This is a genomic window from Mycobacterium sp. 1423905.2 (genome assembly GCF_001673155.1).
Taxonomy (GTDB): Bacteria; Actinomycetota; Actinomycetes; order Mycobacteriales; family Mycobacteriaceae; genus Mycobacterium.
The window spans coordinates 1-22,883 of the sequence record NZ_LZLE01000167.1 but is presented as its reverse complement, the minus strand read 5'-3'; the positions used below and the strand labels follow the sequence as shown (position 1 = coordinate 22,883).

The following is a 22,883-nucleotide window of genomic DNA, read 5'->3' as shown; positions in this document are numbered from 1 at the left end:
GAATACGTGGGTCTTGCTTCGAGTTACAACTGGGTCAAGGGACGTAGCGATATTGTCGCCGGACTCACCGTCGCCGCCATATCGTTCCCGCAAGCCATCGCGTATGCGTTGATCGCCGGGGTGGATCCGAAGTTTGGTGTCTATTCGGCCATTGTGGTGACGGCTGTCGCATCGATCTTCGGGTCGTCGTCGCATCTGATCAACGGGCCGACCAGCGCCATCTCGCTGCTCGTGTTCACCGCGCTGGCGTTCATCGACTCGGAGAACTCCAAGGAACTCTTCGAAGCGCTGTTCCTGTTAGGTGTCCTCGTGGGCGCGATCCAGATCGTCATCGCAGTGTTCAAGCTGGGCAACCTCACTCGGTATATCTCCGAGTCGGTCATCATCGGATTCATGGCGGCCGCGGCCTTCCTGCTGGCGGTCGGGCAGATCGGAAATGCGCTGGGCGTCAAGGACAAAGGCAACGGGCACATGCACGTGCTGCACCGGGTCTGGCTCACCCTGACGCACGGCGACCGGGTCAACTACCGCGCCGTGATACTCAGCGTCACGGCGGTGCTGCTGGCGGTGGTGCTTCGCCGAGTCGTGCAACGCTTCGGGTGGCCGCAGATCGACATGCTTGCCGTACTGGTCATCACCGCAGCGATCGCATACCTTGCGGGCTGGTCGACGCCGGGTCCCAACGGCCGCACCACAGTGTCGCTGGCCGGCAAGGTGCCGCGCAGCCTGCCTACCTCCCACTTCCCTGAAGTGCACACCAGCTGGCTGCCGCACTTGTCGGTGGGCGCCCTTGCCATCGCGTTCGTCGGCATCATCGAGGCCTTGTCGATCGCGAAAGCGATTGCGCACCAGACCCAACAGAAGATCGACTACAACCGGCAGATTCTGGCTGAAGGTCTGGCCAACCTCAGCGGGGGCTTCTTCCAAAGCCTGCCCGGCTCGGGTTCACTGTCGCGATCGGCAATCAACTTCCAATCAGGCGCCGCCACAAGGTTTTCCGGGATCGTCTCGGCCGCCACGGTTGCCGTCGCGTTGCTCGCGTTTGCGCCGTTGCTGCGGTATGTCCCCCAGCCGGCGCTGGCGGGGCTGCTACTCATCACCGCGGCCCGGCTGGTTGACGTCAAGCGCCTGCTCTACACGCTCAAGGCGTCACGCTACGACGCGGGCCTGGTCATCGTCACGGCGGTCACCGGCGTGGCGATCGACTTGGACAAAGCGGTGGTGCTCGGAGTGATTCTGTCGATAGTGCTGTTTGTGCCCCGCGCGGCGAAGCTGCGGGCCACCGAGCTGATCGTCACCCCCGACCGTGTTGTCCGCGAGCGTATTCCCGGTGATTCCACAGATCCGCAGACGGTGATCTACGACCTGGAAGGCGAGTTGTTCTTCGGAGCGGCACCCGAACTAGACCGTCACCTCAACGACCTCAGGGACCGAATTTCTGCCGATGACAACAGGTTTGTCATCCTGCGGCTCAAACGGGTACGGCACCCGGACGTGGTGTGCATCGAGCGCATCGAGCACTTCTTACGCGACTTGACCGAACGAGGGGTGGTTGTTGTCTTGGCCGGGGTCCGCCCGGACACGCTGGCTGTCTTCGACAATGTCGGGCTGCACCGGTGGTTCCCGGAGGAGCAGGTCTTCCCCGAAGAGGACAAGCAGTACTCCGCGACGTTGAAGGCGGTGCGCTATGCGCACTTGCGGCGCGCGTCCGACCACCCCAGCGCGCAAGCGCAGCAATCGGCGGAACGCGACACGGACCTGTACTACCTGGTCTGATTACCCTCAGGCGGTGGCGCCGGCTTTCACGGCGGCGACCACGCCGCCATCGACCAGAAGATCGGTGCCGGTGATAAAAGTGGCATCCGGACCGAGCAGGAAATCGGTTGCCGCGGCGATGTCGTCTGGCGTGCCGATGCGCCCGGTCCCGGACATGGCGATCATGGCTCGCATGCCGTCGCCGACCGGGGAAGCGAGTTCCTGTTGTCCCATCGGCGTCGAGATGATGCCGGGACTGATCGAGTTGATGCGGGCGCCTCGTCGTCCCCACGGTGCGCTGGCGGCCCGTACCCGAATGTGATTGGCTTGCTTGGCGATCGCGTATGCCAGGCCTGGGTCGGTGGCGCTGGACAGGAAGTCGAGGCCGAGCAACTCGGTGGGTGAGGTGTGCGCCAACGCGTGTTCTTGGTCGGCGGTCAGGGGCGGGAACAGATGCCCGGCCATGCTGGCGATCACCACCCCGGCGCCCCCAGGGGCCACGACTTGCGCGAATTCCTGCAGCACCAACGCGACGCCGACCAGGTCGACCGCGAGAATGGCCTGGGACGTGGCTTGAGCCGGGGAGAGACCTGCGGTATGGGCCACCTGGGCGACGTCTCCCAGGCTGGCCGAGAATTCGGCGAGAGAGCGGACGGATTCCGGCGAGGCGACATCGACGCGACGGGTCTCGACTCGGTGGCCGTCGGCAGCCAAGTTCTGGGCGACCGCCTGCAATGCGGCTTCGTTGTAATCGGCCAACAGCACGGTCTTGCCAGCTCCCAGCCGCCGCGCAATGGCGTAGCCCATACCGCCCGCACCGGTCACGACGAGCACTTGCCGGGTCGTCATACGATCACCACCGAATCAGGCTCCCACACCCACCGGCTTAGCGAGATAGGAACATGGGTTGCCTGCGCGCACACCCGACCGGGATCCGCATCATGGTTGTCATGGCCGCAGATGTGACGCAACCGTGGAACCTCAACATCCACTACGACGCGCTGCTAGATGCTCAGATCCCGCGTGGTGCGCGGCGCGTCCTGGACGTGGGTTGCGGAGATGGATTCCTGGCGGGCCGGTTAGCTGAGCGCTTACCGGAGGTCACGGCCATCGAACTGGACGCTCCCGTTCTGCAGCGAGCGCAGGCCCGCTTCGCCGCCGCGCCGATCCGGTGGGTACAGGGCGACGTGATGACGGCCGAGTTGCCGGCCGCCGGATTCGACGCCGTGGTGTCCAACGCCGCGCTGCACCACATCCCGGACACTCGAGCCGCACTGGGCAGGCTCGCGGAATTGATCGCACCGGGTGGGACGCTGGCCGTCGTCACCTTCGTCAAAGCGTCGTGGCGAGAAGGCCTATGGCACCTGTTCAGTGCCGTGGCCTGTCTCCTGGTCAACCGCGTGAAGGGTAAGTGGGAGCACACCGCTCCCATCAAATGGCCGCCGGCGTACACCCTGCGGCAACTGCGCGACCATGTCAGGGCGGTATTGCCCGGCGCGCAGGTGCGTCGGTTGATCTTCGGGCGAGTGCTCGTCACCTGGACGGCACCGGGCTAATCGTTGGAGCCCATCGACGCTGCGCTGGCTTGCCGCATCAGTTCGACCGCCTGATTGCGGGGCAGTGAACCAAGCATCTGCATTGCGGCGCGCAGATTTTCCCCGACGATCCAGGTGGGACCATTGGCGAGGTTTTCGAACGCCTCGGTGATGACGTCATCGACGGCGGCCGCACCGGGCGGCACATCGTCGGGGGATGCGATCTGGCCTCGGCGGTATTCGAGTTCGCGAAGCGCGGGTGTGTTGGTCTTGCCGAGGATCAGTCCCAAGACGTCGACGCCCTTGTCGTGCAATTCGGTCCATAACGCCTCGGCGAACACCATGTCGAATGCCTTCGAGGCGCCGTAGACCGCCATGTTGGGTCCGCCCGCGAATCCCGCGCCGGATCCGAATAGCACGATCCCGCCACTGCCCCGCTGCACCATGGCGGGCGCATAGTGATGGCATAACCGCATGGGCACCAAACAGTTGCGGTACACCATCGCATCGGCGTCGGCGAGAGGGTTTGAGAGGAACGGCTGAAAGTTGGGGTCGGCGCCGGCGCAATAGACCAGTGACCCCACTTGTAGATCGGCGGTGGCCTCGATGATTGAGGGGATCGCTTCGGGTCGTGCCAGGTCTACCGCAAGAGTGCGGGTTTGCGCCGATGTGGTCGAAGTGATCTCGGCGGCAACGTCATTGAGGACGGCTTGCCGACGCGCCAGCAGCACCACGTTGATCTCACGCTTGGCCAGTTCCTTGGCGAAGGCGGCGCCTAACCCGTCGGAGGCGCCCGCGACCACAGCCCACGGGCCGTATCTCGCCGCGAAGCTCACCGCGGTCAGCCCACCGTGCTGACGCGCACCGAGGTGAACCGGCGCTGGGCGATACGCCAGCCCTCGACGGTCCGGACCATATCGTCGTCGTAGAAGCCGATGCCGTTGACGCCGGTTTGGTTGTCGGCGGCCATCACCAGTACGTCGACATAGGTACGAGCCGTCGCGTTATCGCCGTCGACTGTGATGGCCTGGTTGGTGATGCGGTGCAACGTGTGCCCCGCGGCCGCATGAATCTTGTCCATGAAGTCGGTCACCGCGTCGATGCCGTCCCACGCCCCGATCACGCCGTAGTCGAGATGACAGTCGTCGGTGAACACGGTGCGAAACAGCGGCCAGTCGCGCCGGTCGATGCCGGTCGCGTAGCGCACCAGCAGGTCCGAGATGTCCTGCCGGTCTTCCCGCTCGGTCATGGGACGTCTCCATTCGGTGAGATCAGCGTCCGCGACGTCGTCGAGACTAGTGAGGGCACCGACGCTCGGCAATGGGTTCAAGCCTGGCCCAACCCAACTATCTAGCCCCAGCGATCCACCCTAAACTGCCCCCATGGAACTGCGACAGCTGCGCTATTTCGTAGCCGTTGCCGAGGAGTTGCATTTCGGCCGTGCCGCGAAACGCGTGCACATCTCGGGTCCCGCGCTCTCGCAGCAAATCCTCGCGTTGGAGCGAGAATTGGGCACCGACTTATTCATTCGAGACCGGCGCAGTGTTCGGCTCAACCAAGCTGGGCGGACACTGCTGGCGGACGCACGCAGATTGTTGGCCCTGGCCGACGATGCCAAGAATCGAGTGATGCGCACAGCCGCCGCCAGCACACCGCTGCGGCTGGGTTATGTCAGTTGGCTACCCGACGAATTGAAGGCCGCGGTCGGCCCGTCGGTCGAGTTACGTATCGACGAATGGGTGTTGCCGTCGCACGCGCAGGCGGATCGCGTCGCGGAGGGCACCTTGGACATTGCGCTGACCTGGGTGACCGCAGCGCAGGCCGGCGACCGCGGCTTAATAGCGCATCTGTTACGCGCCGAAGCGCTGCGTGCCGTGCTACCAGGCATCGGCTCCACCGAACCCATTGCCGCACAGCGACTCTCGGTACTCATCGATGCTGACGAGTCGGCGTGGTCGTCGTGGAACCGGTTCGCGACGGAATTCGCCGCCCACGCCAAAGCCCGCGTCGTCCACATTGACGACGGCGGAATCACCGGCGACGCGTTCTACGCGCACGTCCGTCGGCTCGGCTCGGCGGTCCTCGCTTCACCCAAGCGTCATACTGCGCCGTCGCCGCCCAGCTTGGGGCAACGGCCCATCACCGAGCCTCTTCCGCTGTGGACGTGGTCGCTGGTACACCGCGAAGACGACGACCGGCCCGGCGTGCGGCAGGTGGTGGATTCGTTGCTATCACTGGCCGGCAGCAGAGATTGGCGCGTACCTCCGGTACCGCACTGGTGGATACCGGCGGATGATCCGCATCGCGCCGTGCTCTCCAACAACGCCGGCCGGCGTTTGGAACCTTGACTAACTTCAGGTAAGAAAACGGTCCTGGACGGTCCGGCCTGATCGCGCTTGAGTCGAGGCTGACGACAGCAAAGGACATAAGCCATGGGACAAGAGCACCTGGTGCGAAACCTCGCCGAATTCGCCATCGGCGCAGACTCGCAGGACCTCAGCGACCACCATCGGCTGCTGCTCAAGCGCAACGTACTGGACAGCATCGCCTGCGCCATCGCAGCGTTGGACGGCGAACTCGTTGCAGCCATTCGCGAGCACACCGAGCAATTCAGCGGCCGGCCCACTGCGACACTTGTCGGGGGTGGCCGGGCATCGGTCGATCAGGCCACCTTCTTCAACACCGTTCTGGTGCGCTACCCCGACCTGCTCGACACGTATCTGACCGTCGGCGGATTGTGCCATCCCGCAGACAACTTCGGTGCGCTCCTCGCCGTCGGCGAACACGTCCACGCCCACGGCGAGGAGTTCCTGCTCGCCCTGGCGGTCGCCTACGAGATCCAATGTCGGTTCAGCGCAGCGGTTCCGGTGATGGCGCGCGGCCTCAACCACGCTTTACAGCTGGCGATGTCGGTTGCGGCCGGCTCGGGCAGACTCCTCGCCTTCGACGCGGGACGCACGGCCAACGCGATCGCGGCCTCGGCGGTGGACAACGTCTCCCTGTCCACCGTTCATGCCGAACCGGTGTCCAACTGGAAGGGAATATCACCCGCCATGACGGCGATGCGGGCCGTGTACGCCACCATGTTGGCCGGGCGTGGAATCACCGGGCCGATGTCGTTGTTCGAGGGGCCGCACGGCCTGACGCAGTTGCTGGACCAGTCAATCGACTTCCATACCGAAAACCGCGCGCTGACCGCCGTGGAACAGACCTACCTCAAGCAATACTGCGCGTTGATTCACGGCCAAGCAATCATCGATGCCGTCTTGGCGATCCGCGAGAAGTACCAGCTCTGCGGTGACGACGTTTCGCGGGTCCAGCTCGAGGTGTTCCAAGGGGCATATGACTTCGCCGGTGGCGGCGCCTACGGCGACAAGAGCCGACCCCGCACCAAGGAGCAGGCCGACTACAACCTCAAATACCTCACCGCGGTGGCACTGCTGGACGGGGCGGTCGGTCCCGAGCACCTGGAAAACGAGCGCGTCAACCGCCCCGACGTCCAAGCCCTGCTGACCCGCGTCGAAGTCGTGCCCGCTGCCGACCTGACCGCCGACTACCCGCACCGGACCGCAGCGCGCGTGCATATTTTCACTCGCGACGGAAACGAAAGATGTTATAAAAGCGGTGATTACGAAGGGTCGCCGACCAGGCCTCTGACCTGGTCGCGGGTTGTGGACAAGTTCCACTGGCTGACCGAACCGTTCTGCGACGACCGACTGCGCAGCCGAATCATCACGGCGGTCGAACACATCGACGACAACCCCGTTACACACCTCACCGGTCTTCTCGGTGAGGTGAGTCCCGTCGTCGCGCGCCGACGCAGCCGCCACCGCTTGTAGAACGCAGTGTGCGAGTCCCCTTGCGTGCTTTGCTGTCCGCACTGAATGATCGGCGCATGGCCAAGCCCGAGAAACGCGGAACCAACCGGTGGGAACTCGTCACCTGTGCGCTGGGCGGTCACGCCACTTACGCACCCGACGACCAGGCGCTCGCCGACCGACTCAGCGCCGACACCAAGCTCGGCGAAGTTTGGCGGTGCTTGCGTTGCGGTGACTTCGCGCTGGGCGATCCGCATGGCCGCGGATCGGTCGACGAAGCGCCGATGATCATGCGCGGCAAAGCCTTACGGCAGGCAATAATTATTCGCGCGCTCGGCGTCGAGCGGTTGTTTCGTGCGGTGGTGCTCGCCCTGGCCGCATGGGCGGTGTGGACCTTCCGCGGTTCCCGGGGCGCCATTCAAGCCACGCTGGAACGGGACCTGCCGATCTTTCGTGCTGCCGGGTTCAAGGTCGATCAGATGTCGGCGGTTCACCACCTAGAGCAAGCGTTGGCCGCGAAACCTTCGACGTTGACGCTGATAACGCTGATGCTGGTCGCCTACGCGGTGTTGCAGGTGGTGGAAGGCGTTGGTCTGTGGCTGCTGAAACGATGGGGCGAGTATTTCGCCGTGGTAGCCACCTCGATCTTCCTGCCGCTGGAAATCTACGACTTGACCCGAGGCATCACGATGACTCGGGTACTGACCTTCACGATCAACGTGGCTGCCGTCATCTATCTGTTGGTGTCCAAGCGGCTCTTTGGGCTGCGCGGCGGGCGCCGAGCCTACGAGGAGGAACGGCACGGCGAGCAGCTGCTGGACTTGGAGCGCGCGGCCATGGCTTCCTAGCCCCAACTGTGACGCTCGCCCTCCCGGGCGTCCGTTGTGTCTGACGCCACAAACACGCTTTCCGTGGTGTTTACCGCGGCGCGGCAACCACGTAAAACGACTAGGGTGCAATTTAATTCGGGCGATCCACTGTTGGCAGACTGACGAAGGAAGTAGATCAGTGTCAGTGAACCCCACCGGCCTTGGCGGCCTCGGTGGCCGTGATGTGGTCGCGCCCATCAAGGCGCGGGCCTGTGACGCCTTCAATGCAGTATGGCGAATCAGGCAACGCCAGTTGGCGGAACGGCCACGCCTCATGCGCCGCGGTGTCGAGCGCTGTTGAGGCGTCGATAGAATCGCGCGAGTGACTATCGGTGTCATGTGCGCCATACCGCAAGAATTGGCATACCTGCGGGGTGTGTTACGTAGCGGCCGAAGCGAACACATCGCGCAGCTGTCGTTCGCTGCCGGCGAGTTGGACGGTCAGCAGATCATTTTGGCCGAAGCGGGTATGGGCAAGGTCAACACCGGCTTGGTCGCGACGCTCCTTGCCGATCGATTCGGTTGTCGCAATATCGTTTTCACTGGCGTAGCCGGCGGCTTGGATCCAGAGCTCCATATCGGTGACATCGTGATTGCCGACCGGGTGATACAGCATGATTTCGGTCTGCTGGCTGACGAACGGCTGCATACCTATCAACCTGGCCACGTGCCGTTCATCAAACCGACCGAGCGGCTCGGCTACTCCGCCGATGCCGCGTTGCTCGACCGCGTCAAACAGCGGTTGGGCGGTTATGTGCTCCCGCCGCTGCAGATCACCGATAACCGGCCACCACGGATCACCTACGGCACGGTCCTCACCGGTGACCAATACGTACACTGCGAACGCACTCGCCGGCGACTGCACAACGGATTCGCCGGGCTCGCCATCGAGATGGAGGGCGGTGCGCTCGCGCAGGTCTGCGAGGCCTTCTCGATCGGATGGTTGGTGGTACGGGCGCTCTCCGACCTCGCCGGCGCCGACTCCGGTCTGGACTTCAACCGATTCGTCTCCGAGGTCGCCATCAGCTCGGCGCGGGTGCTACGCCGGTTGTTGCCGGCGCTCAGCTAGTCACGTCGCGGCGGCGGCGCGCCCTCGAGGCGCGCAGATTGGCGGCGTTACCGCACGTCTTGACGTCATGCCAGACCCCACTGTTGTTCTTCGAGCGGTCATAAAACGTTGCTGCACAACGAGGATTGCGACAATGCTTGATCCGTCGCCAGGTGCCGTCGCGCTGACTCAGCAATATCTCGGCCCAGATAGCCGAGGCGAACCATCCCCAGCCGCTGCCGTTCGGTTCCAGGCGCACCTCGCCCGTCTTCGAGACCTCCAATGACGCCGGCACGGCGCCTGCGTCGGCCGCAATCGATTCCCCGGCGACCACCTTCCTGACCGTGTCGCGCAATGCGCGCAGCTTGGGCAAGTCCGCGTCGACCAAAGGCGGTGCTGTCGCGGCATGGCCGCGTTCGGCCGACCAGGTTTCGACTGTAGCCCTCATCCAGGCGTCGGCCTGGTGCACGTCATCGAGCAGGTCGGGGGCGTAATCACCGATGCCGACGGTGTTGAGGAAGTCCTGGATCAGTGCGAGGCTTCCCGGTGCCGGCGCGAGTCCGTAGCGGTGTGACGCAAGCCATGTGGACATATTCAAAGGGTACTTGCCTATGTCACCGACGCCAAGTAGCGTGACACATCTAAAGCAAGTTCACCTATGTCAATGGGAGCGTTCATCATGGTCAACATCAAGGGGTCAACGGTAGTCGTCACTGGCGGCCAACGGGGCCTCGGCAAGGCAGTTGTCGAAGAGCTGTTGGAGCGCGGCGCCGCCAAGGTCTACGCGACGGCACGCAATCCACAGCCCAGTCAGGATCCGCGAGTCGTCAGTGTCGCCCTGGATGTGACCGACGCCGAATCCGTTGCCGCGCTGGCTAAGACGGCTTCGGATGCGCAAATCGTCGTCAACAATGCCGGCACCCTGGGCGCCACCAAGCTGCTCAGGAGTGACATCGAGGAAGTCAAGGCGGTGTTCGAAACCAACTATTTCGGGGCGTTGCGGGTGGCGAAGGCTTTCGCATCGATCCTGGCCCGCAACGGCGGCGGAGCGTTGGTCGACATCCACTCGGTGCTCTCCTGGGTGGGCGGCTTCGGGGGCTATGGGGATTCGAAGGCGGCCTTGTGGTTGGCCACCAACTCGTTGCGCATCGAACTCGAGCCGCAGGGCACCTTGGTGACCGGCGTGCACCTGGGCTACACCGACACCGACTTGGTATCCGACCACGACGTGCCCAAGAACGACCCGAGGCAGGTGGCCCGCGAAATTCTCGACGGCATCGAGCGCGGCGACGCTGAGGTCCTGGCCGACGAGATCAGTCGGACTATCAAGGCCTCGTTGTCCGGACCGGTGGAGGCGCTGCGCGCGAGCTAGCGGCGGTCGTCGTGTTGAATCTCGAATGTGGCGGACGCGGATATCGATGGCGCTGAGCGGGTTGTCAGCGCCACACGCGAGGTAGCGGCGAGCGCACAACGGATCTTCGACTTGATCGCCGATCCGTCGCAGCAGCCGAGCTGGGACGGCAACGACAACCTGGCGCACAGCCCGCAAGGCCAGCGGGTGCGACAGATCGGTGACGTCTTCACCATGACACTGACCAATGGCGCGGTCCGGGACAACCACGTCGTCGAATTCGCCGAAGGTCGTCGAATCGCCTGGCGCCCAGCCGAACCGGGCAAAGAGCCGCCGGGTCACCTCTGGCGTTGGGAGCTCACACCGCTGAGTTCTGCCGGCACCAGGGTGACCCATACCTACGACTGGACCGAGCTGAGCGACGAAACGCGGCTGACCCGGGCACGGTCCACGACTACCGACAAGCTCCTCACCTCGATCGACCGGCTGGCCGCGATCGCAGAGGAGTCACAGGCGGGCAGCGAGGAGTAATCGCTGGCCCCGCCCGGTACGGTCACCGTATGGCTCTTCCACCACCGGGAAACGACCGAGCTGCAATTATCACCGGAGCTTCCTCCGGTATCGGGGAGGAGTTCGCCCGGATCCTCACCGAACGCGGCCACCACGTCGTCTTGGTGGCCCGCCGGGCCGAGCAGCTGGAGCGCATCGCCGGACGCCTCGGCGCACAAGCGCACCCGCTACCCGCGGACCTGTCCGATCGCAACGACCGAGCTTCTCTGTCATTCCGCGTCGCGGCGCTCGGTCTGGTTCCCGACATCCTGATCAACAACGCCGGGTTGTCGACGTTGGGTGTTGTCGCGAAATCCGTTCCGGAACAGGAACTCAACTTGGTCGAAGTCGATGTAGCGGCGGTCGTTGATCTGTGTAGCCGGTTCTTGCCCGGAATGGTCGATCGGCGCCAGGGCGCCGTGTTGAACGTGGCGTCCATCGCCGCTTTCGGCCCGCTGCCCGGACAAGCCGCCTACGGTGCCGCAAAAGCGTTTGTGCTGTCGTATACCCATAGCTTGCGCGGCGAACTGCGGGGCACCGGAGTGTCGGCGACTGCGCTGTGCCCCGGACCGGTGGACACCGGATTCGGCGAGGCGGCGGGCTTCACCAAGGAGGAAGCTGAACAGAGCCTGCCGCCGGTGATGTGGGTGCCCGCCGACCAGGTGGCGCGGGCGGGGATCGACGGCCTGGCCGCCGGCAAAGCCGTCGTCGTCCCCGGTCGGGTGAATCGTGTGGCGTCGGCCTTGTTCCGCGTCGCGCCACCCGAACTGCTGCTGCCGATATTGACGCGCAACCACCCTGGCGTGAAGCGGGCGTGACGACTCAGGCCAGCAGCAACGTCACGCCGAACATGATGGCCATTCCGGAAGCCATCGTCGCCTGCACCGCGTTGTTCAGCGACCTACGCCAGCCGGCCATCCGACGGCGTCGACCCGTACGACGCTGCTTCGCAAAACGGTAACCCCAGATCACCGCGGCGAGCACGAAGACGGCCGTCCAGAGCCCATTGCCCAGGTCGATCCATCCCGGCCAGGTGTCCTCGGTCGGCACCTCCATGCCACTGAGGTCCATGTCCGGCGGTTGCGGATGGTGATGGTGGTGGTGTGCCCCGGCGCCCAGCGCGTCGGTCACCGCGTGGCCGGGCACGACGGCATACATCCAGACCATCGCCAACATGGTCAGCGCGTTGTACCCGCCGACAATGCGCTGTTTGACGACGCGAGCGGTCAGCAGTGCCGTCATCACGAACCACAACGCCGCGGCCAGAAAGAGGATCTCGGGCACCGTCGTGGGTAGCCGTAATCCCTGTGGCCAAGCCATGGCGGCCATCGCAACGGCCATCGCCAAATGCAGTGCATGGCTCAAGATGGATGTGGCCGAGCGGCGATTGACCGCGATCGCGAAGCCGGCGCCACTGAGCAAGAACAGTCCGGTGACTATCCAGCGCAGCGGCAGGTCATCGATCATCACCGACCACTATGCACTCCGGGGCCGACGCCACCTTCTCCTAAGCTGGCAAGAGTGGACAGTGACGCGCGGCCAGTTGACCCGACGCCGGCTGCGCGGGTTACCCGGCCTCGTCTGGGAGGGGCCGCAGCCAAGGCGTCCTCGGTATGCGGACTCCTGGCAATTGCGATCACCGTCGCGGTCTACGGGCTGCTATCTGGTCACCGCCGCTACACCGAAACCGGCAACGCCGATCCCGGTGCGTTCGTCAGTGCCGCCGAACCGGTGGGTTTCTTTCTCGCCATGATGTCGGCGTCCGTCTGCTTGGGCGCGCTGATCTTTGTGGTGATGGCGTCGCGCCCCGAGCCTGATGGTCTGATCGATACGGCGGCGTTCCGCATCCACGTTGTGGCCGAGCGAGTTTCGGTGGCATGGGTGGTTCTGGCCGTGGTGATGGTGCTCATTCAGGCATCGCACGATTCCGGCCTACGGCCGGGTGCGCTAGTTGCGGGTGGGGGTTTGGCCGACGCGGTAGCCGCTTCAGAGGTGAGCCGCGCCTGGATCGTCGTGGCTATCTGCGCGCTGCTCGTTGCGGTGGCATTGCGCTTCGTCACCCGATGGGTGGGGCACGTGGTGCTGCTGATTCCCGTCGTGATCGCCGTTGTCGCACCCGCGGTGACCGGTAATGCCGGGCAAGGTCCCGACCATGACTATTCGACCAACGCGGCCATCGTCCTCGCGATTGCCGTCAGCGCGATGACCGGATTGCGGGTGGTTGCGGCGTGGACGGGTGCCACGCCCAACCGGAGTGTCGCGGTGACGCAAGTGGTCTGCGGTGGGTTGACGCTGATTTACGGTGCGGCGTTGCTGTATCTGCTGATCCCGGGGTGGGCGCTGGGAACGACGTACGCCCGACTCGCGCTGCTCGCCGGGGTGGTCGTGGCGGCAGTGGTGTGGGCGGACTGGCGCGGTTGGTTGACACCGCCGCGCTGGGCCGTCGTCGCCGGCTTGGCGACGAGCGCTGTGCTGGCAGTGGTCGCCGTCCTGGCGGTCATGACGGCGCCGCGGTTGCTCGTTCACCAGTTCACCGGCTGGGACGTGTTGCTCGGTTACGCGCTGCCCCATCCGCCCACGGTGGCCACGGTGCTCAGCGTGTGGCGTTTCGACGGACTGATCGGAACCGCCGGAATAGTGCTGGCGATCGGATACGTCGTGGCGTTCATCCGGTTGCGTCGGGCGGGAAACGCTTGGCCGGTCGGGCGACTTGCGGCCTGGCTGATCGGTTGTGCCGCATTGGTATTCACCAGTAGTTCAGGGATGCGGGCCTACGGGTCGGCGATGTTCAGCGTTCACATGGCCGAGCACATGACACTCAACATGTTCATTCCCGTGCTGTTGGTGCTCGGCGGTCCGGTCACGCTGGCGCTTCGGGTATTGCCGGTCGCCCGTGACGGGCACCTTCCCGGTCCGCGAGAGTGGTTGATGTGGCTGCTGCACTCACGGGTGACGACATTCGTGTCCCACCCGTTGATCGCCTTCGTCCTCTTCGTCGGCTCGCCCTACATCGTCTATTTCACACCGATTTTCGACACCCTGGTTCGCTACCACTGGGGTCATGAGTTCATGGCCGTCCATTTCCTTCTGGTGGGCTACTTGTTCTACTGGGCGATCATCGGCATCGACCCGGGGCCGCGCCGGCTGCCGTACCCCGGTCGCATCGGACTTCTGTTCGCCGTCATGCCATTTCACGCCTTCTTCGGCATCGCACTGATGACCATGGCATCGGCCGTCGGCGGCACGTTCTACCGCGCCCTTGGTCTGCCCTGGCTGCCCGACGTCGTCGCCGACCAGCACCTGGGCGGTGGAATCGCTTGGAGCTTGACGGAATTGCCGGTGATCATCGTCATCGTGGCGTTGGTGACCCAGTGGGCGCGACAAGACAGGCGCGTCGCATCGCGTAGCGACCGCCATGCCGACAGCGACTACGCCGACGACGACTTGGCGGCCTACAACGCGATGTTGCAGGAACTGTCGCGGATGCGCCGATAGCCGGCCCTCAACCGACGACGGAGAAATTTCCTTCGCCGTCGAGTGCCGCCTGAACCTGGTCGCGGGTCAGTTCGGCGCTGGTGGAAATCCGGACCGTTGAACTGCCGGCGCTGTCCAAGTCGACGTCGACGTCGCTGACGGGCTCGAGTGCGGAGAGCGCAGCGGTGACGGTGGCTACGCAGCCTGCGCAGTGCAGTCCGTCGACGGAGAAGGTCTGTTCGGCCATGTTGTCATCTCCTTGGTGGGCGCTTCGGCGCCGGATTTGCGCAGCCGCAGGCTGTTGGACACGACGAAGAACGACGAGAAGGCCATGGCGGCCCCGGCGATCAGTGGGTTGAGCAGGCCCGCCGCGGCGATTGGGATGGCAGCGATGTTGTAGCCGAACGCCCACACCATATTCATCCGGATGGTCCGCATGGTCGCCCGCGCCAGGTCCAGCGCTTGGGGCACGATGTGCAGATCGTCGCGCACCAAGATGATGTCCGCCGCGCCGATCGCCACATCGGTCCCGCGTCCGATTGCCAAGCCGAGATCCGCAACCGCCAGCGCGGGGCCGTCGTTGATGCCGTCACCGACCATCGCCACCGTCCGGCCCTGCTCGCGCAGACGCTGGATCACCTCGACTTTTCCTTCGGGCAGCACCTCGGCGATCGCGGTGTCGATGCCGACCCGGGCGGCCACCGCGTCGGCCGCTGCCTGGTTGTCGCCGGTGAGCAGAATCGTTTGCAGTCCCCGGCCGCGCAGCGCCGCGACGGCGTCGGCCGCCGATTCCTTGACGGCGTCGGCGATGGCGATGGCCGCCCGGGCAACTCCGTCGACGGCCACGAAAACGACAGTCTCTCCGCGGGACTCGCCCTCCCGGCGAGCGCGCTCCAGCGGGTCGGTGGCCGGCACGCTGCGGGTGATCCACGAGGGCTTGCCCACTTCGACGCGGTTCCCACCGACCAGCCCGGAAACCCCGCAGCCCGGCACCGCGACAAAATCGGTCACCGGCGCCGGATCAGGGGAAGCGGCGACGATCGCCGTCGCCACGGAGTGTTCGGAGGCCGCCTCCACGGCGGCGGCCAGCGCGAGGATGCGGTCGCGGTCCTGCCCGTCGACCGCCGTGACCGCACGCACGGTCAGTTGGCCGACCGTCAGCGTGCCGGTCTTGTCGAACACCACGGTGTCGACAGCGTGGATCGTCTCCAGCGCTCGATAGCCCTTGATGAAGATCCCCAACTGCGCACCCCGGCCCGAGGCCACCATCATTGCGGTCGGCGTGGCCAACCCCAACGCACACGGGCAAGCGATCACCAGCACGCCCAACACCACCGAGAAAACGCGATCGGCGCTCGCCCCGCTGATCAGCCATCCCGCCCCGGCCACGGCGGCGATCGCGAAAACGATCGGGACGAAGACGGCCGAAATTCGGTCAGCGAGGCGCTGGGCGCCGGCTTTCTGGGCTTGGGCCTCCTCGACCAGGCGCACCATGGCGGCGAACTGGGTGTCGGCACCGACGGCCGTGGCTTCGATGATAAGGCGACCGTCCAGGACGACGGTCCCGCCCACGACCGTGGTCTGCGGGTGGGCGCGGACCGGCTCGGCCTCACCGGTCATGGCGCTCATGTCGATCGCCGCGCTGCCCTCGACGACGACCCCGTCGGCGGCGATGGTCTCACCGGGCCGCGTCACGAACCGCTGCTTGGCCTTCAATTCGCCGGCCGGAATGACCAACTCCGCGCCATCGGACAGCAGCACGGTCACACTCTTGGCGCCCAGTGCGGCCAGCGCCCGCAGGGCACCGCCGGCTTTGGACTTGGCGCGAGCCTCGAAGTAACGGCCGGCCAGCACGAAGACGGTCACACCGGCGGCGACTTCGAGGTAGATGGCGTCACTGTGCAGGATCGCCTGCCAGATGCCGTGAGTTGGCCGCGGCTGCGGGTGCATCAAGACCGTCCATAGTGACCACGCGGTGGCCGCGGTGATGCCCACCGAGATGAGCGTCTCCATCGACGCGGTGCAGTGGCGCGCGTTGCGCAGCGCGATGGCGTGGAACGGCCACGCGGCCCAGGTCACAATGGGTGCCGCCAAGGCGAGCAGCAAGTAACCCCACCCGGAGAACCGGGCGCTGGGCACCATCGCGAACATCGTCGACAAGTCGGCGAGGGGCACGAACAACACCGCCGCGACCAGCAGGCGACGCAGCAAGCCACGGGCGTACCGGGCGTCGGGGTCGGGGGTGTCGCCGGCATCGGCCGCCGCGTCGGTACGCGCCACGGCGTGGTACCCGGCTTGCTCAACGGCCGCACACAGCTCGTCGACGGCCGCGTCGGTCGCGTCGATGGTCGCGACCCGGGTGGCGAAGTTGACCGACGCGCGGACCCCGGGCACCTTGTTGAGCTTGGTCTCGACCCGGCCGGCACAGGCCGCGCACGACATGCCGGAGATGTCGAGTTGGATACGCCGCACGGAGCGAGGATCGGCGTCCTCCACGATCGGAGCCGTCACGGCCCTCCTTGAACTTGAGCAATTTGCGGCGGGGTCAAACGCCAGCGTACAAGCGCCGCTAAGGCCGGCTGGTCGCCTGCGCTCGCACCAGCGCGCACAACTGCCAGCGCCCAGGCACGCCTTTGAGTTCGCGTTCGCCGCGATCGGCGAATCGGTGCCTTGATCCGGTGACGATGTCGCGCACCGTCGAGGACACCAGCACCTCGCTGGGGTCGGCGAGCGCCGCGACCCGGGCCCCGATATGCACGGCCATACCGGCCACGTCGGCGCCCCGCATCTCGACCTCACCCGCGTGAATCCCGACCCGCACTTGGATACCGAGCACCCGAACCGCCTCGACGATCTGGTCGGCGCAGGCGATCGCGGCGCTGGGACTGGTGAAGGTCGCCACGAAGCCATCGCCGGCGGTGTTGACCTCGCGCCCGCCGAAGCGGTCGAGTTCGTGGCGCACGATGCTGTCGTGGTTGTCGAGCAAGTCGCGCCACCGGTCGTCGCCGAGGGCAGCGGCACGTTGAGTTGAACCGACGATGTCGGTGAACACGATGGTGGTCAACACCCGCTCGGTGTCGAAGCCGCGGACTCCGGTGATGAACTCTTCGATTTCGTCCAGCATGGCGGCGGTCTCGCCGACCCAGTAGAGCGCGTCTGCGCCTGGTAACTCGACGAAGCGCGCGCCGGCGATGTGGTCGGCCAGAAAGCGACCGTGCCGGAACGGGACGAACCGGGAACCCCGACGATGCATGATCAGCGTCGGCGCGGTGATCTTGGCCAGCGAGTCGCGCGCATCGGCGTCGCGCAAGGCGTTGACGAAGGCGCGAGCGCTGCTGGGTGAGGCCGCCCGGTTGCCGGCGAGGTCCCACCAGGATCGGAACGCGTCGTCGTGGGCGACGCTGGGCGCCAGGATGCCGAGCACGTCGAACCCGCGTTCCACTGCGTCGGGCTCGATGCCGATGGTGAGGAAGGGATCGGCGGTGTCGAGGTCGGCGCCGATGTCGTAGTCGGGTGCGCGCAGAGTCCGCGCCGAACCGTTGACGATCACCAGGCTGCGGACCCGTTCGGGGTGTTCGGCCGCCAGTACCAAGGCGCTGGTGGCGCTGAACCCGTTGGCGAAGATGGCGGCCTGCTCACAGCCGACGGCGTCCATGACCGCAATTCCGTCTTCGGCCCAGAATCTGGGTCCGAGCATTTCGAACGACGGCACCCGCGACGATAGGCCCACTCCACGGTGATCGAATCGGATCACGCGACTGAACGAGGCCAACCGCCGGTGAAAGCGATACATCGACGGCTCGGCATCGATGGTGTCGATGGGAATATTGGGGCCCGGCACGACCAGCAGGTCGATCGGTCCTTCACCCATGACCTGGTATGCGATGTCCAGGTCGCCGCACTTGGCGTAGCGGGTTCGGGGAAGCTGCGCCACAGTTACAGGCTAATGATGGGCACGAGGTATCGAGCCGCGTAATCGCGCACTGCGGCCTCGTCGGAGGTGTCCAGACGGTCGGTCGGGAACACAATGATGCCGACAGCGACCCGCAACAGAATCTCGGCGACGTTGATCAGATCGGCGTCGGCCATCGCCGCACCGCAACGACGCAGCGTGTGGGCGATCCCATCGGCGAACTGGCCGATCGGGAACACGTGTGACCGCGAAAACATGCCGAACAATTCGGGCTCGCTCTCGGCGATACGCGAATACAGCGGCGAGTCCTCGATGAGCCGAACACCTAGGGCGAACGCCTCCACCACGGCCTGCTGTGGATCACGGCCGCTGGTGGCCTGGTCCAGCGTGGTGAAGAACAATTCGGCCTCGCGCCGAACCACCCGTTCGAAGAGCTCGTCTTTGCTTGGAAACCGCCGGTAGATGGTGCTGCGGCTGACACCGGCGCGGGCTGCGACGTCCTCGATGTTGGCCCGGCGCACCCCGTAGGTTTCGAACACCGTGCGCGCGGTGTCCAAGATGAGGCGGTCGAGCTCGGTGACCGATTGAGTTTCAGGGCTCATTCTGGTGTGCATGGTAGTTCCGCCTGTCCGCCCCGGCCGTGTTGCGAGTGCACGCTCCGACACCTAGGGTGACACAAAAAGACAGATTTGTTTCTCTGCTTCACGAGAGGGCGGTATGTCCACAGGCCACGCGTCGAGTTTCGACACCGGTGTCGGGGAAGCGCTGCCGGTGCTAGTCGACGACCTGTCGGATGACGACGTGGCCCGGCTTGGACCCGACTCGCTGATCTGGAAGTTCTACGGAGACAACCGCACCCAGATCTTCGGCTTTCAGCGCGTCGCCGGCACCGAGAACTGCATCGAACAGCTGGCCCAAGGCGTGTTCGATCACTCGGTCATCTTCAGCGACACGCTGGGCAGGGCGAAACGAACCGCGCCCCCGCTGATGCGGACCGTCTACTCCGACGATCCGCGCAAGTGGGGCCGCACAGTGCGGGATTTCCACAAACCGATCAAAGGCACCATCAGCGACGGCTCGCGTTACCACGCCCTGAATCCCGAGTTGTTCTATTGGGCGCACGCCACATTCGTCGACCAGGTGCTCTACAACGCCGACATGTTCATCCGGCGGCTCTCCCATGCCGAGAAGGAGCAAATCTTCGAGGAAAGCAAGATCTGGTATCGCCTTTACGGTGTCAGTGACCGCGGGCAGCCTCAGACCTACGACGAATTCGTGGCCTACTGGAACGGCATGCTGGACCGGTTCGTGCCGCACAAGACGGTCCTGTACGGCACCGGTTACCTTCGCAAAGGGATACCGGGTCCGCGCAGGATTCCGCGCCGGCTCTGGAAGACCGTGTCGGCACCACTGAACGCCTACGCCCGCCTGGTGATCGTGGGCACCTTGCCGCCGCAGATGCGCCAGGTGTGCCAGCTGGAGTGGGACAACAAGCGCGAGAAGCGTTTTCAGCGCTTCGCCGCCTTCGTGCGAGCGCTGAATCCGGTGATCAACCGGTTACCCATCAGGGCGGTCTACACGCCCTGGGCGGCGGAGGCGTGGCTGCGCCGGGGCATTGATCCGCGCCAGCTGCACAACCGTCCCGCCAGATCCGCGACGGGCGGCGCTTAACCAAGACTCGCCACACCTTCGGCGATTATCTCCTGGCGCATCCGGGCATACGGCTAAGTCGGCGCAGCGAGGAGAGCAGCGATGCAGATGACGGGCAATACCGTGCTGGTCACCGGTGGCGGAACCGGGATCGGTCGCGGGCTGGCTGAATCCTTTCACCGGCTGGGCAATCAAGTGGTCATAGCCGGTCGTAGGCGCCAACCACTGGATGAGGTGGTACGGGCCAACCCGGGGATGCAAATGTTGCCGCTCGACCAGGGCGACGCCGCCGACGTCCGACGGTTCGTCACCGAACTGGTCGACGGATACCCGCAACTCAACGTGTTGGTCAACAACGCCGGCGTGCAACGAGTGGAGAACTTGCTGACCGGTGACCTCGAAGCGGCGGAGGCCTCCGTCGCGACGAACCTGCTGGGTCCCATCAGGCTTACCGCGGCTCTGCTGCCGAGCCTGCTCGCCAACCCCGAAGCTGCGATTCTCAACGTCACATCCGGCCTGGCCTTCATGCCCAGCGCGCTTACCCCGACGTACTGCGCGACGAAGGCCGCACTGCACTCTTACACCGAATCTCTGCGGTTCCAATTGCGCGACAAGGGCATTCAGGTGATCGAGATCATTCCGCCGAAGGTGCAGACCGCGTTGCAGGGTGACCGAGGCTTTGATCCGAACGCGATGCCGTTGAACGAGTACGTCCGCGAGACGATGATGCTGCTGCAGACAAGACCGCGTGCTGACGAGATTGTCGTCGAACGGGTCAAGCGGTTCCGCTTCGCCGAGCGCGACGGACTCTACGACGACATCTATCCGGTTTTCAACGAAGCCAGCACAGCCGGACTTCACCGCTGAACGGGTCGGTGGACCTCATGCGAACTGAAAGAACCTCATGCGCGTTCTGATGGTAGGCGCAACCGGGCGACACGCCCACTGGGTATTGCCTGAACTTCTCACTCGAGGCGTTCACGTACGTGCGCTGGTGCGCGACGAGCAACGGGCACAACAGGCGCGCGACAACGGTGCCCAGGAGGCGGTCATCGGTGACCTCGCCGACAAAGCCGGTTTAGCGGAGGCGGTCACCGGTATGGACGGCGTCTTCCACATCGGTCCGGCACATGCGGCGAACGAAGCGCAGCTGGGTCTGTCCCTGGTGAACGCGGCGAAAGCCGCGGGCGTGCCGAAGTTTGTCTACTCGGGCGTCATCCACCCCTCGATCTCCGCGATGACCAACCATGCTGCCAAGCTGGCGGTCGAGGAAGCTCTCTACAGCTCCGACATCGATTTCACGGTTCTGCAGCCGGCCCGCTTCATGCAGAACTTCGAGCAGTCCTGGTCGGACATCGTCGAACACGACCGACTGGCACAGCCCTATTCGTTGACGGCCAAGTTCTGCTCGGTCGACTACCGTGACGTCGCCGAGGTCGCCGGCATCGCCATGACGGAAAGCGCACTCAGCCGGGGCACCTTCGAACTGTCCGCGCCGGGCATGCACGACACCCATCAGACTGCGGCCATCATCAGCGAAGTCCTGGGACGGCCGATTCGGGCGGTGCAGATCTTGTTGGACGATTTCGCCGCGCAACTGCCAGAAGGACCGTTTCGAGACGGCATGACGCGGATGATGGCGCACTACGACCGGCACGGGTTGCCCGGCGGCAATGCTTTGGTGCTACGCGCGATCCTGGGTCGCGAGCCGCGATCGCTCCGGGGATACTTCCAGGAACTGGCCGCACGTTGAGCTGCGCGATCGAGGCGACGTCATAAGTCCCGCATCGGGGGGTCACCGTTCGGTCTGACAAGCTCTTTTGGTAGCTGTAATTTACGAGTCAGTGGCGTTGGGAAAGCAGCGCGGCACCAAAGACTTGGCACGCCTTCTCGGTGAATGCGGGGTGTAGGTGAACGTGATTGCAGAGGCGCTGCGGAAGGCGACCGACCTGTTGGCAAACCCACCGCGGATTTCCGATCCGGACCGGCTGCGTAGCGCGGTGCGCGGCAAAACGGTGCTGGTGACCGGCGCGTCCTACGGGATCGGCGAGGCGACCGCCCGAAAAATGGCTGCCGCCGGAGCGACGGTGCTCATCGTCGCCCGTTCTGCCGACAAGCTCGACGATGTCGCGGCATCGATCAACGCCGGCGGAGGTAAGGCGGTTGCCTACCCGACCGACCTCACCGATGAGGCCGCAGTCAGCGCGCTGACCAAGCAGATCACCGAGAACCACGGGGCCTTGGACGTCGTGGTCAGCAATGCGGGCAAGTCGTTGCGCCGGTCGTTGCACGATCAGTACGACCGGCCGCACGACTTCCAACGCACCATCGACATCAATTACCTCGGGCCGATCTGGTTGCTGCTGGGCCTGCTCCCGGCCATGCGTGAGCAAGGCCGCGGACATATCGTCAACGTCTCGAGCGTCGGTGTCCGAGTGGCTCCCGGTCCGCAATGGGGGGCCTACCAAGCCTCGAAGGGCGCCTTCGACCGCTGGCTGCGCAGCGTGGGACCGGAGCTGCACCTCGACGGTGTGGATGTGACCTCGGTGTACTTCTCGCTGGTGCGCACCAGAATGATCGCGCCCACGCCCGTGCTCGGCGGATTGCCCGCTCAGACTCCCGACGAGGCCGCCGACACGATCGCCAAAGCGATCATCGAGCGCCCGCGCACCATCGAGCCGCTGTGGGTCGGACCCGCCGAGCTGGCCTCGGTGCTGCTCGCCGGGCCCGCTGATCGCGCGGCTCGGCTGTGGCACCGCCGCCTGGTCGCCGATTCCACCGACCCGGCAGCGAGTTGACGATGACGACGAACGGTGTGGCGGTGGCCGGGGTGCGCGGTGTGCTCTCGTCGGGACTGCTGGCGCTCCCCGGCCCGCTCGCAGCGGCGCGGCTGGTCCGCGAAATCACGCGCAGTGGCACGA

General features: G+C 65.2%; 23 protein-coding genes. 14 read left to right on the top strand and 9 right to left on the bottom strand.

Going from position 1 to position 22,883, the window contains the following annotated elements; all coding sequences use genetic code 11:
- Nucleotides 1-6 precede the first annotated feature (6 nt).
- The gene (locus A9W95_RS09675; protein WP_067411351.1) at nt 7-1,776 is read left to right on the top strand and encodes a SulP family inorganic anion transporter; all 1,770 of its coding nucleotides are present in this window, start codon (nt 7-9) and stop codon (nt 1,774-1,776) included.
- Nucleotides 1,777-1,782: 6 nt separating this feature from the next.
- Here A9W95_RS09675 and A9W95_RS09670 read toward each other — a convergent pair whose 3' ends face one another.
- Nucleotides 1,783-2,604 carry an SDR family oxidoreductase gene (locus A9W95_RS09670; protein ID WP_067411348.1) on the bottom strand — a complete coding sequence of 274 codons (822 nt, stop codon included), beginning with the start codon at nt 2,602-2,604 and terminating at the stop codon, nt 1,783-1,785.
- A gap of 113 nt (nt 2,605-2,717) precedes the next feature.
- Between A9W95_RS09670 and A9W95_RS09665 the strand changes: the two genes are divergently transcribed.
- Entirely contained in the window at nt 2,718-3,311 is a 594-nt protein-coding gene (locus tag A9W95_RS09665; protein WP_082982996.1) for a bifunctional 2-polyprenyl-6-hydroxyphenol methylase/3-demethylubiquinol 3-O-methyltransferase UbiG, read from the top strand.
- On the opposite strand, the gene A9W95_RS09660 is transcribed toward A9W95_RS09665, so the two are convergent.
- Both A9W95_RS09660 and A9W95_RS09655 read right to left on the bottom strand, forming a co-directional pair.
- Nucleotides 3,308-4,126, bottom strand: a complete 819-nt coding sequence (locus A9W95_RS09660; RefSeq protein WP_067411345.1) for an SDR family NAD(P)-dependent oxidoreductase — start codon at nt 4,124-4,126, stop codon at nt 3,308-3,310. The genes A9W95_RS09665 and A9W95_RS09660 overlap by 4 nt on opposite strands.
- A 5-nt stretch (nt 4,127-4,131) precedes the next feature.
- The gene (locus tag A9W95_RS09655; RefSeq protein ID WP_067411343.1) at nt 4,132-4,539 is read right to left on the bottom strand and encodes a nuclear transport factor 2 family protein; all 408 of its coding nucleotides are present in this window, start codon (nt 4,537-4,539) and stop codon (nt 4,132-4,134) included.
- A 133-nt stretch (nt 4,540-4,672) separates the two neighbouring features.
- On the opposite strand from A9W95_RS09655, the gene A9W95_RS28300 reads away from it, so the two are divergent.
- The 4 genes from A9W95_RS28300 (at nt 4,673) to A9W95_RS09635 (ending at nt 9,046) form a co-directional block, all read left to right on the top strand.
- Nucleotides 4,673-5,638, top strand: coding sequence for a LysR family transcriptional regulator (locus tag A9W95_RS28300; protein WP_067411341.1), 966 nt, complete (start codon nt 4,673-4,675; stop codon nt 5,636-5,638).
- A gap of 84 nt (nt 5,639-5,722) precedes the next feature.
- On the top strand, nt 5,723-7,129 hold the full coding sequence (locus A9W95_RS09645) for an MmgE/PrpD family protein (RefSeq protein ID WP_067411339.1): 1,407 nt from the start codon (nt 5,723-5,725) through the stop codon (nt 7,127-7,129).
- 56 nt (nt 7,130-7,185) lie between these two features.
- The gene (locus tag A9W95_RS09640; RefSeq protein WP_067411337.1) at nt 7,186-7,956 is read left to right on the top strand and encodes a DUF2127 domain-containing protein; all 771 of its coding nucleotides are present in this window, start codon (nt 7,186-7,188) and stop codon (nt 7,954-7,956) included.
- A gap of 358 nt (nt 7,957-8,314) precedes the next feature.
- Nucleotides 8,315-9,046 carry a 5'-methylthioadenosine/adenosylhomocysteine nucleosidase gene (locus tag A9W95_RS09635; protein WP_156746106.1) on the top strand — a complete coding sequence of 244 codons (732 nt, stop codon included), beginning with the start codon at nt 8,315-8,317 and terminating at the stop codon, nt 9,044-9,046.
- Here A9W95_RS09635 and A9W95_RS09630 read toward each other — a convergent pair.
- The gene (locus A9W95_RS09630) at nt 9,039-9,617 is read right to left on the bottom strand and encodes a CGNR zinc finger domain-containing protein (protein ID WP_253851609.1); all 579 of its coding nucleotides are present in this window, start codon (nt 9,615-9,617) and stop codon (nt 9,039-9,041) included. The two genes, A9W95_RS09635 and A9W95_RS09630, sit on opposite strands and share 8 nt — an antisense overlap.
- A gap of 87 nt (nt 9,618-9,704) precedes the next feature.
- On the opposite strand from A9W95_RS09630, the gene A9W95_RS09625 reads away from it, so the two are divergent.
- From A9W95_RS09625 to A9W95_RS09615, 3 genes are read left to right on the top strand one after another with little or no spacing between them, the layout of a single operon-like run.
- Nucleotides 9,705-10,397, top strand: a complete 693-nt coding sequence (locus tag A9W95_RS09625; RefSeq protein WP_067411414.1) for an SDR family oxidoreductase — start codon at nt 9,705-9,707, stop codon at nt 10,395-10,397.
- 27 nt (nt 10,398-10,424) lie between these two features.
- Complete coding sequence (locus A9W95_RS09620; RefSeq protein ID WP_067411333.1) at nt 10,425-10,907, top strand: SRPBCC family protein; 483 nt, start codon at nt 10,425-10,427, stop codon at nt 10,905-10,907.
- 29 nt (nt 10,908-10,936) lie between these two features.
- Complete coding sequence (locus A9W95_RS09615; RefSeq protein WP_067411330.1) at nt 10,937-11,743, top strand: SDR family oxidoreductase; 807 nt, start codon at nt 10,937-10,939, stop codon at nt 11,741-11,743.
- A gap of 4 nt (nt 11,744-11,747) precedes the next feature.
- Here the strand turns inward: A9W95_RS09615 and A9W95_RS09610 are convergent, their stop codons facing one another.
- Entirely contained in the window at nt 11,748-12,392 is a 645-nt protein-coding gene (locus A9W95_RS09610; RefSeq protein WP_067411328.1) for a DUF5134 domain-containing protein, read from the bottom strand.
- Nucleotides 12,393-12,506: 114 nt separating this feature from the next.
- Here A9W95_RS09610 and A9W95_RS09605 point away from each other — a divergent pair, with 114 nt between their 5' ends.
- On the top strand, nt 12,507-14,420 hold the full coding sequence (locus A9W95_RS09605) for a cytochrome c oxidase assembly protein (protein WP_067411410.1): 1,914 nt from the start codon (nt 12,507-12,509) through the stop codon (nt 14,418-14,420).
- 7 nt (nt 14,421-14,427) lie between these two features.
- Here A9W95_RS09605 and A9W95_RS09600 read toward each other — a convergent pair whose 3' ends face one another.
- The 4 genes from A9W95_RS09600 to A9W95_RS09585 are packed head-to-tail and all read right to left on the bottom strand — an operon-like array spanning nt 14,428 to nt 18,914.
- Nucleotides 14,428-14,646: a heavy-metal-associated domain-containing protein gene (locus A9W95_RS09600; protein ID WP_067411325.1), complete on the bottom strand. Its 219-nt coding sequence runs from the start codon at nt 14,644-14,646 to the stop codon at nt 14,428-14,430.
- On the bottom strand, nt 14,595-16,910 hold the full coding sequence (locus A9W95_RS09595) for a cation-translocating P-type ATPase (protein WP_082982992.1): 2,316 nt from the start codon (nt 16,908-16,910) through the stop codon (nt 14,595-14,597). Before A9W95_RS09595 ends, A9W95_RS09600 begins: the two co-directional genes overlap by 52 nt.
- Before the next feature lie 58 nt (nt 16,911-16,968).
- On the bottom strand, nt 16,969-18,333 hold the full coding sequence (locus tag A9W95_RS09590) for an adenylate/guanylate cyclase domain-containing protein (protein WP_067411323.1): 1,365 nt from the start codon (nt 18,331-18,333) through the stop codon (nt 16,969-16,971).
- A gap of 2 nt (nt 18,334-18,335) precedes the next feature.
- Nucleotides 18,336-18,914, bottom strand: coding sequence for a TetR/AcrR family transcriptional regulator (locus A9W95_RS09585; RefSeq protein ID WP_371328045.1), 579 nt, complete (start codon nt 18,912-18,914; stop codon nt 18,336-18,338).
- A 115-nt stretch (nt 18,915-19,029) separates the two neighbouring features.
- Here A9W95_RS09585 and A9W95_RS09580 point away from each other — a divergent pair, with 115 nt between their 5' ends.
- The 4 genes from A9W95_RS09580 to A9W95_RS09565 all read left to right on the top strand — a co-directional run bounded on the left by A9W95_RS09580 (nt 19,030) and on the right by A9W95_RS09565 (nt 22,760).
- Nucleotides 19,030-19,983 carry an oxygenase MpaB family protein gene (locus tag A9W95_RS09580; protein ID WP_067411318.1) on the top strand — a complete coding sequence of 318 codons (954 nt, stop codon included), beginning with the start codon at nt 19,030-19,032 and terminating at the stop codon, nt 19,981-19,983.
- 81 nt (nt 19,984-20,064) lie between these two features.
- Nucleotides 20,065-20,829: an SDR family oxidoreductase gene (locus A9W95_RS09575; protein WP_067411315.1), complete on the top strand. Its 765-nt coding sequence runs from the start codon at nt 20,065-20,067 to the stop codon at nt 20,827-20,829.
- Nucleotides 20,830-20,866: 37 nt separating this feature from the next.
- Nucleotides 20,867-21,715: an NmrA family NAD(P)-binding protein gene (locus tag A9W95_RS09570; RefSeq protein WP_067411313.1), complete on the top strand. Its 849-nt coding sequence runs from the start codon at nt 20,867-20,869 to the stop codon at nt 21,713-21,715.
- 157 nt (nt 21,716-21,872) lie between these two features.
- Nucleotides 21,873-22,760: an SDR family NAD(P)-dependent oxidoreductase gene (locus A9W95_RS09565; protein WP_067411310.1), complete on the top strand. Its 888-nt coding sequence runs from the start codon at nt 21,873-21,875 to the stop codon at nt 22,758-22,760.
- The last annotated feature ends 123 nt before the right edge of the window (nt 22,761-22,883 follow it).

What these genes read in the sequence shown, in the direction of transcription:
- A9W95_RS09670 (WP_067411348.1), bottom strand. Translation starts at nt 2,604, where the DNA reads ATGACGACCCGGCAAGTGCTCGTCGTGACCGGTGCGGGCGGTATGGGC.
- A9W95_RS09655 (WP_067411343.1), bottom strand. Translation starts at nt 4,539, where the DNA reads ATGACCGAGCGGGAAGACCGGCAGGACATCTCGGACCTGCTGGTGCGC.
- A9W95_RS28300 (WP_067411341.1), top strand. Translation starts at nt 4,673, where the DNA reads ATGGAACTGCGACAGCTGCGCTATTTCGTAGCCGTTGCCGAGGAGTTG.
- A9W95_RS09645 (WP_067411339.1), top strand. Translation starts at nt 5,723, where the DNA reads ATGGGACAAGAGCACCTGGTGCGAAACCTCGCCGAATTCGCCATCGGC.
- A9W95_RS09640 (WP_067411337.1), top strand. Translation starts at nt 7,186, where the DNA reads ATGGCCAAGCCCGAGAAACGCGGAACCAACCGGTGGGAACTCGTCACC.
- A9W95_RS09635 (WP_156746106.1), top strand. Translation starts at nt 8,315, where the DNA reads ATGTGCGCCATACCGCAAGAATTGGCATACCTGCGGGGTGTGTTACGT.
- A9W95_RS09630 (WP_253851609.1), bottom strand. Translation starts at nt 9,617, where the DNA reads ATGTCCACATGGCTTGCGTCACACCGCTACGGACTCGCGCCGGCACCG.
- A9W95_RS09625 (WP_067411414.1), top strand. Translation starts at nt 9,705, where the DNA reads ATGGTCAACATCAAGGGGTCAACGGTAGTCGTCACTGGCGGCCAACGG.
- A9W95_RS09615 (WP_067411330.1), top strand. Translation starts at nt 10,937, where the DNA reads ATGGCTCTTCCACCACCGGGAAACGACCGAGCTGCAATTATCACCGGA.
- A9W95_RS09610 (WP_067411328.1), bottom strand. Translation starts at nt 12,392, where the DNA reads ATGATCGATGACCTGCCGCTGCGCTGGATAGTCACCGGACTGTTCTTG.
- A9W95_RS09600 (WP_067411325.1), bottom strand. Translation starts at nt 14,646, where the DNA reads ATGGCCGAACAGACCTTCTCCGTCGACGGACTGCACTGCGCAGGCTGC.
- A9W95_RS09585 (WP_371328045.1), bottom strand. Translation starts at nt 18,914, where the DNA reads ATGAGCCCTGAAACTCAATCGGTCACCGAGCTCGACCGCCTCATCTTG.
- A9W95_RS09580 (WP_067411318.1), top strand. Translation starts at nt 19,030, where the DNA reads ATGTCCACAGGCCACGCGTCGAGTTTCGACACCGGTGTCGGGGAAGCG.
- A9W95_RS09575 (WP_067411315.1), top strand. Translation starts at nt 20,065, where the DNA reads ATGCAGATGACGGGCAATACCGTGCTGGTCACCGGTGGCGGAACCGGG.
- A9W95_RS09570 (WP_067411313.1), top strand. Translation starts at nt 20,867, where the DNA reads ATGCGCGTTCTGATGGTAGGCGCAACCGGGCGACACGCCCACTGGGTA.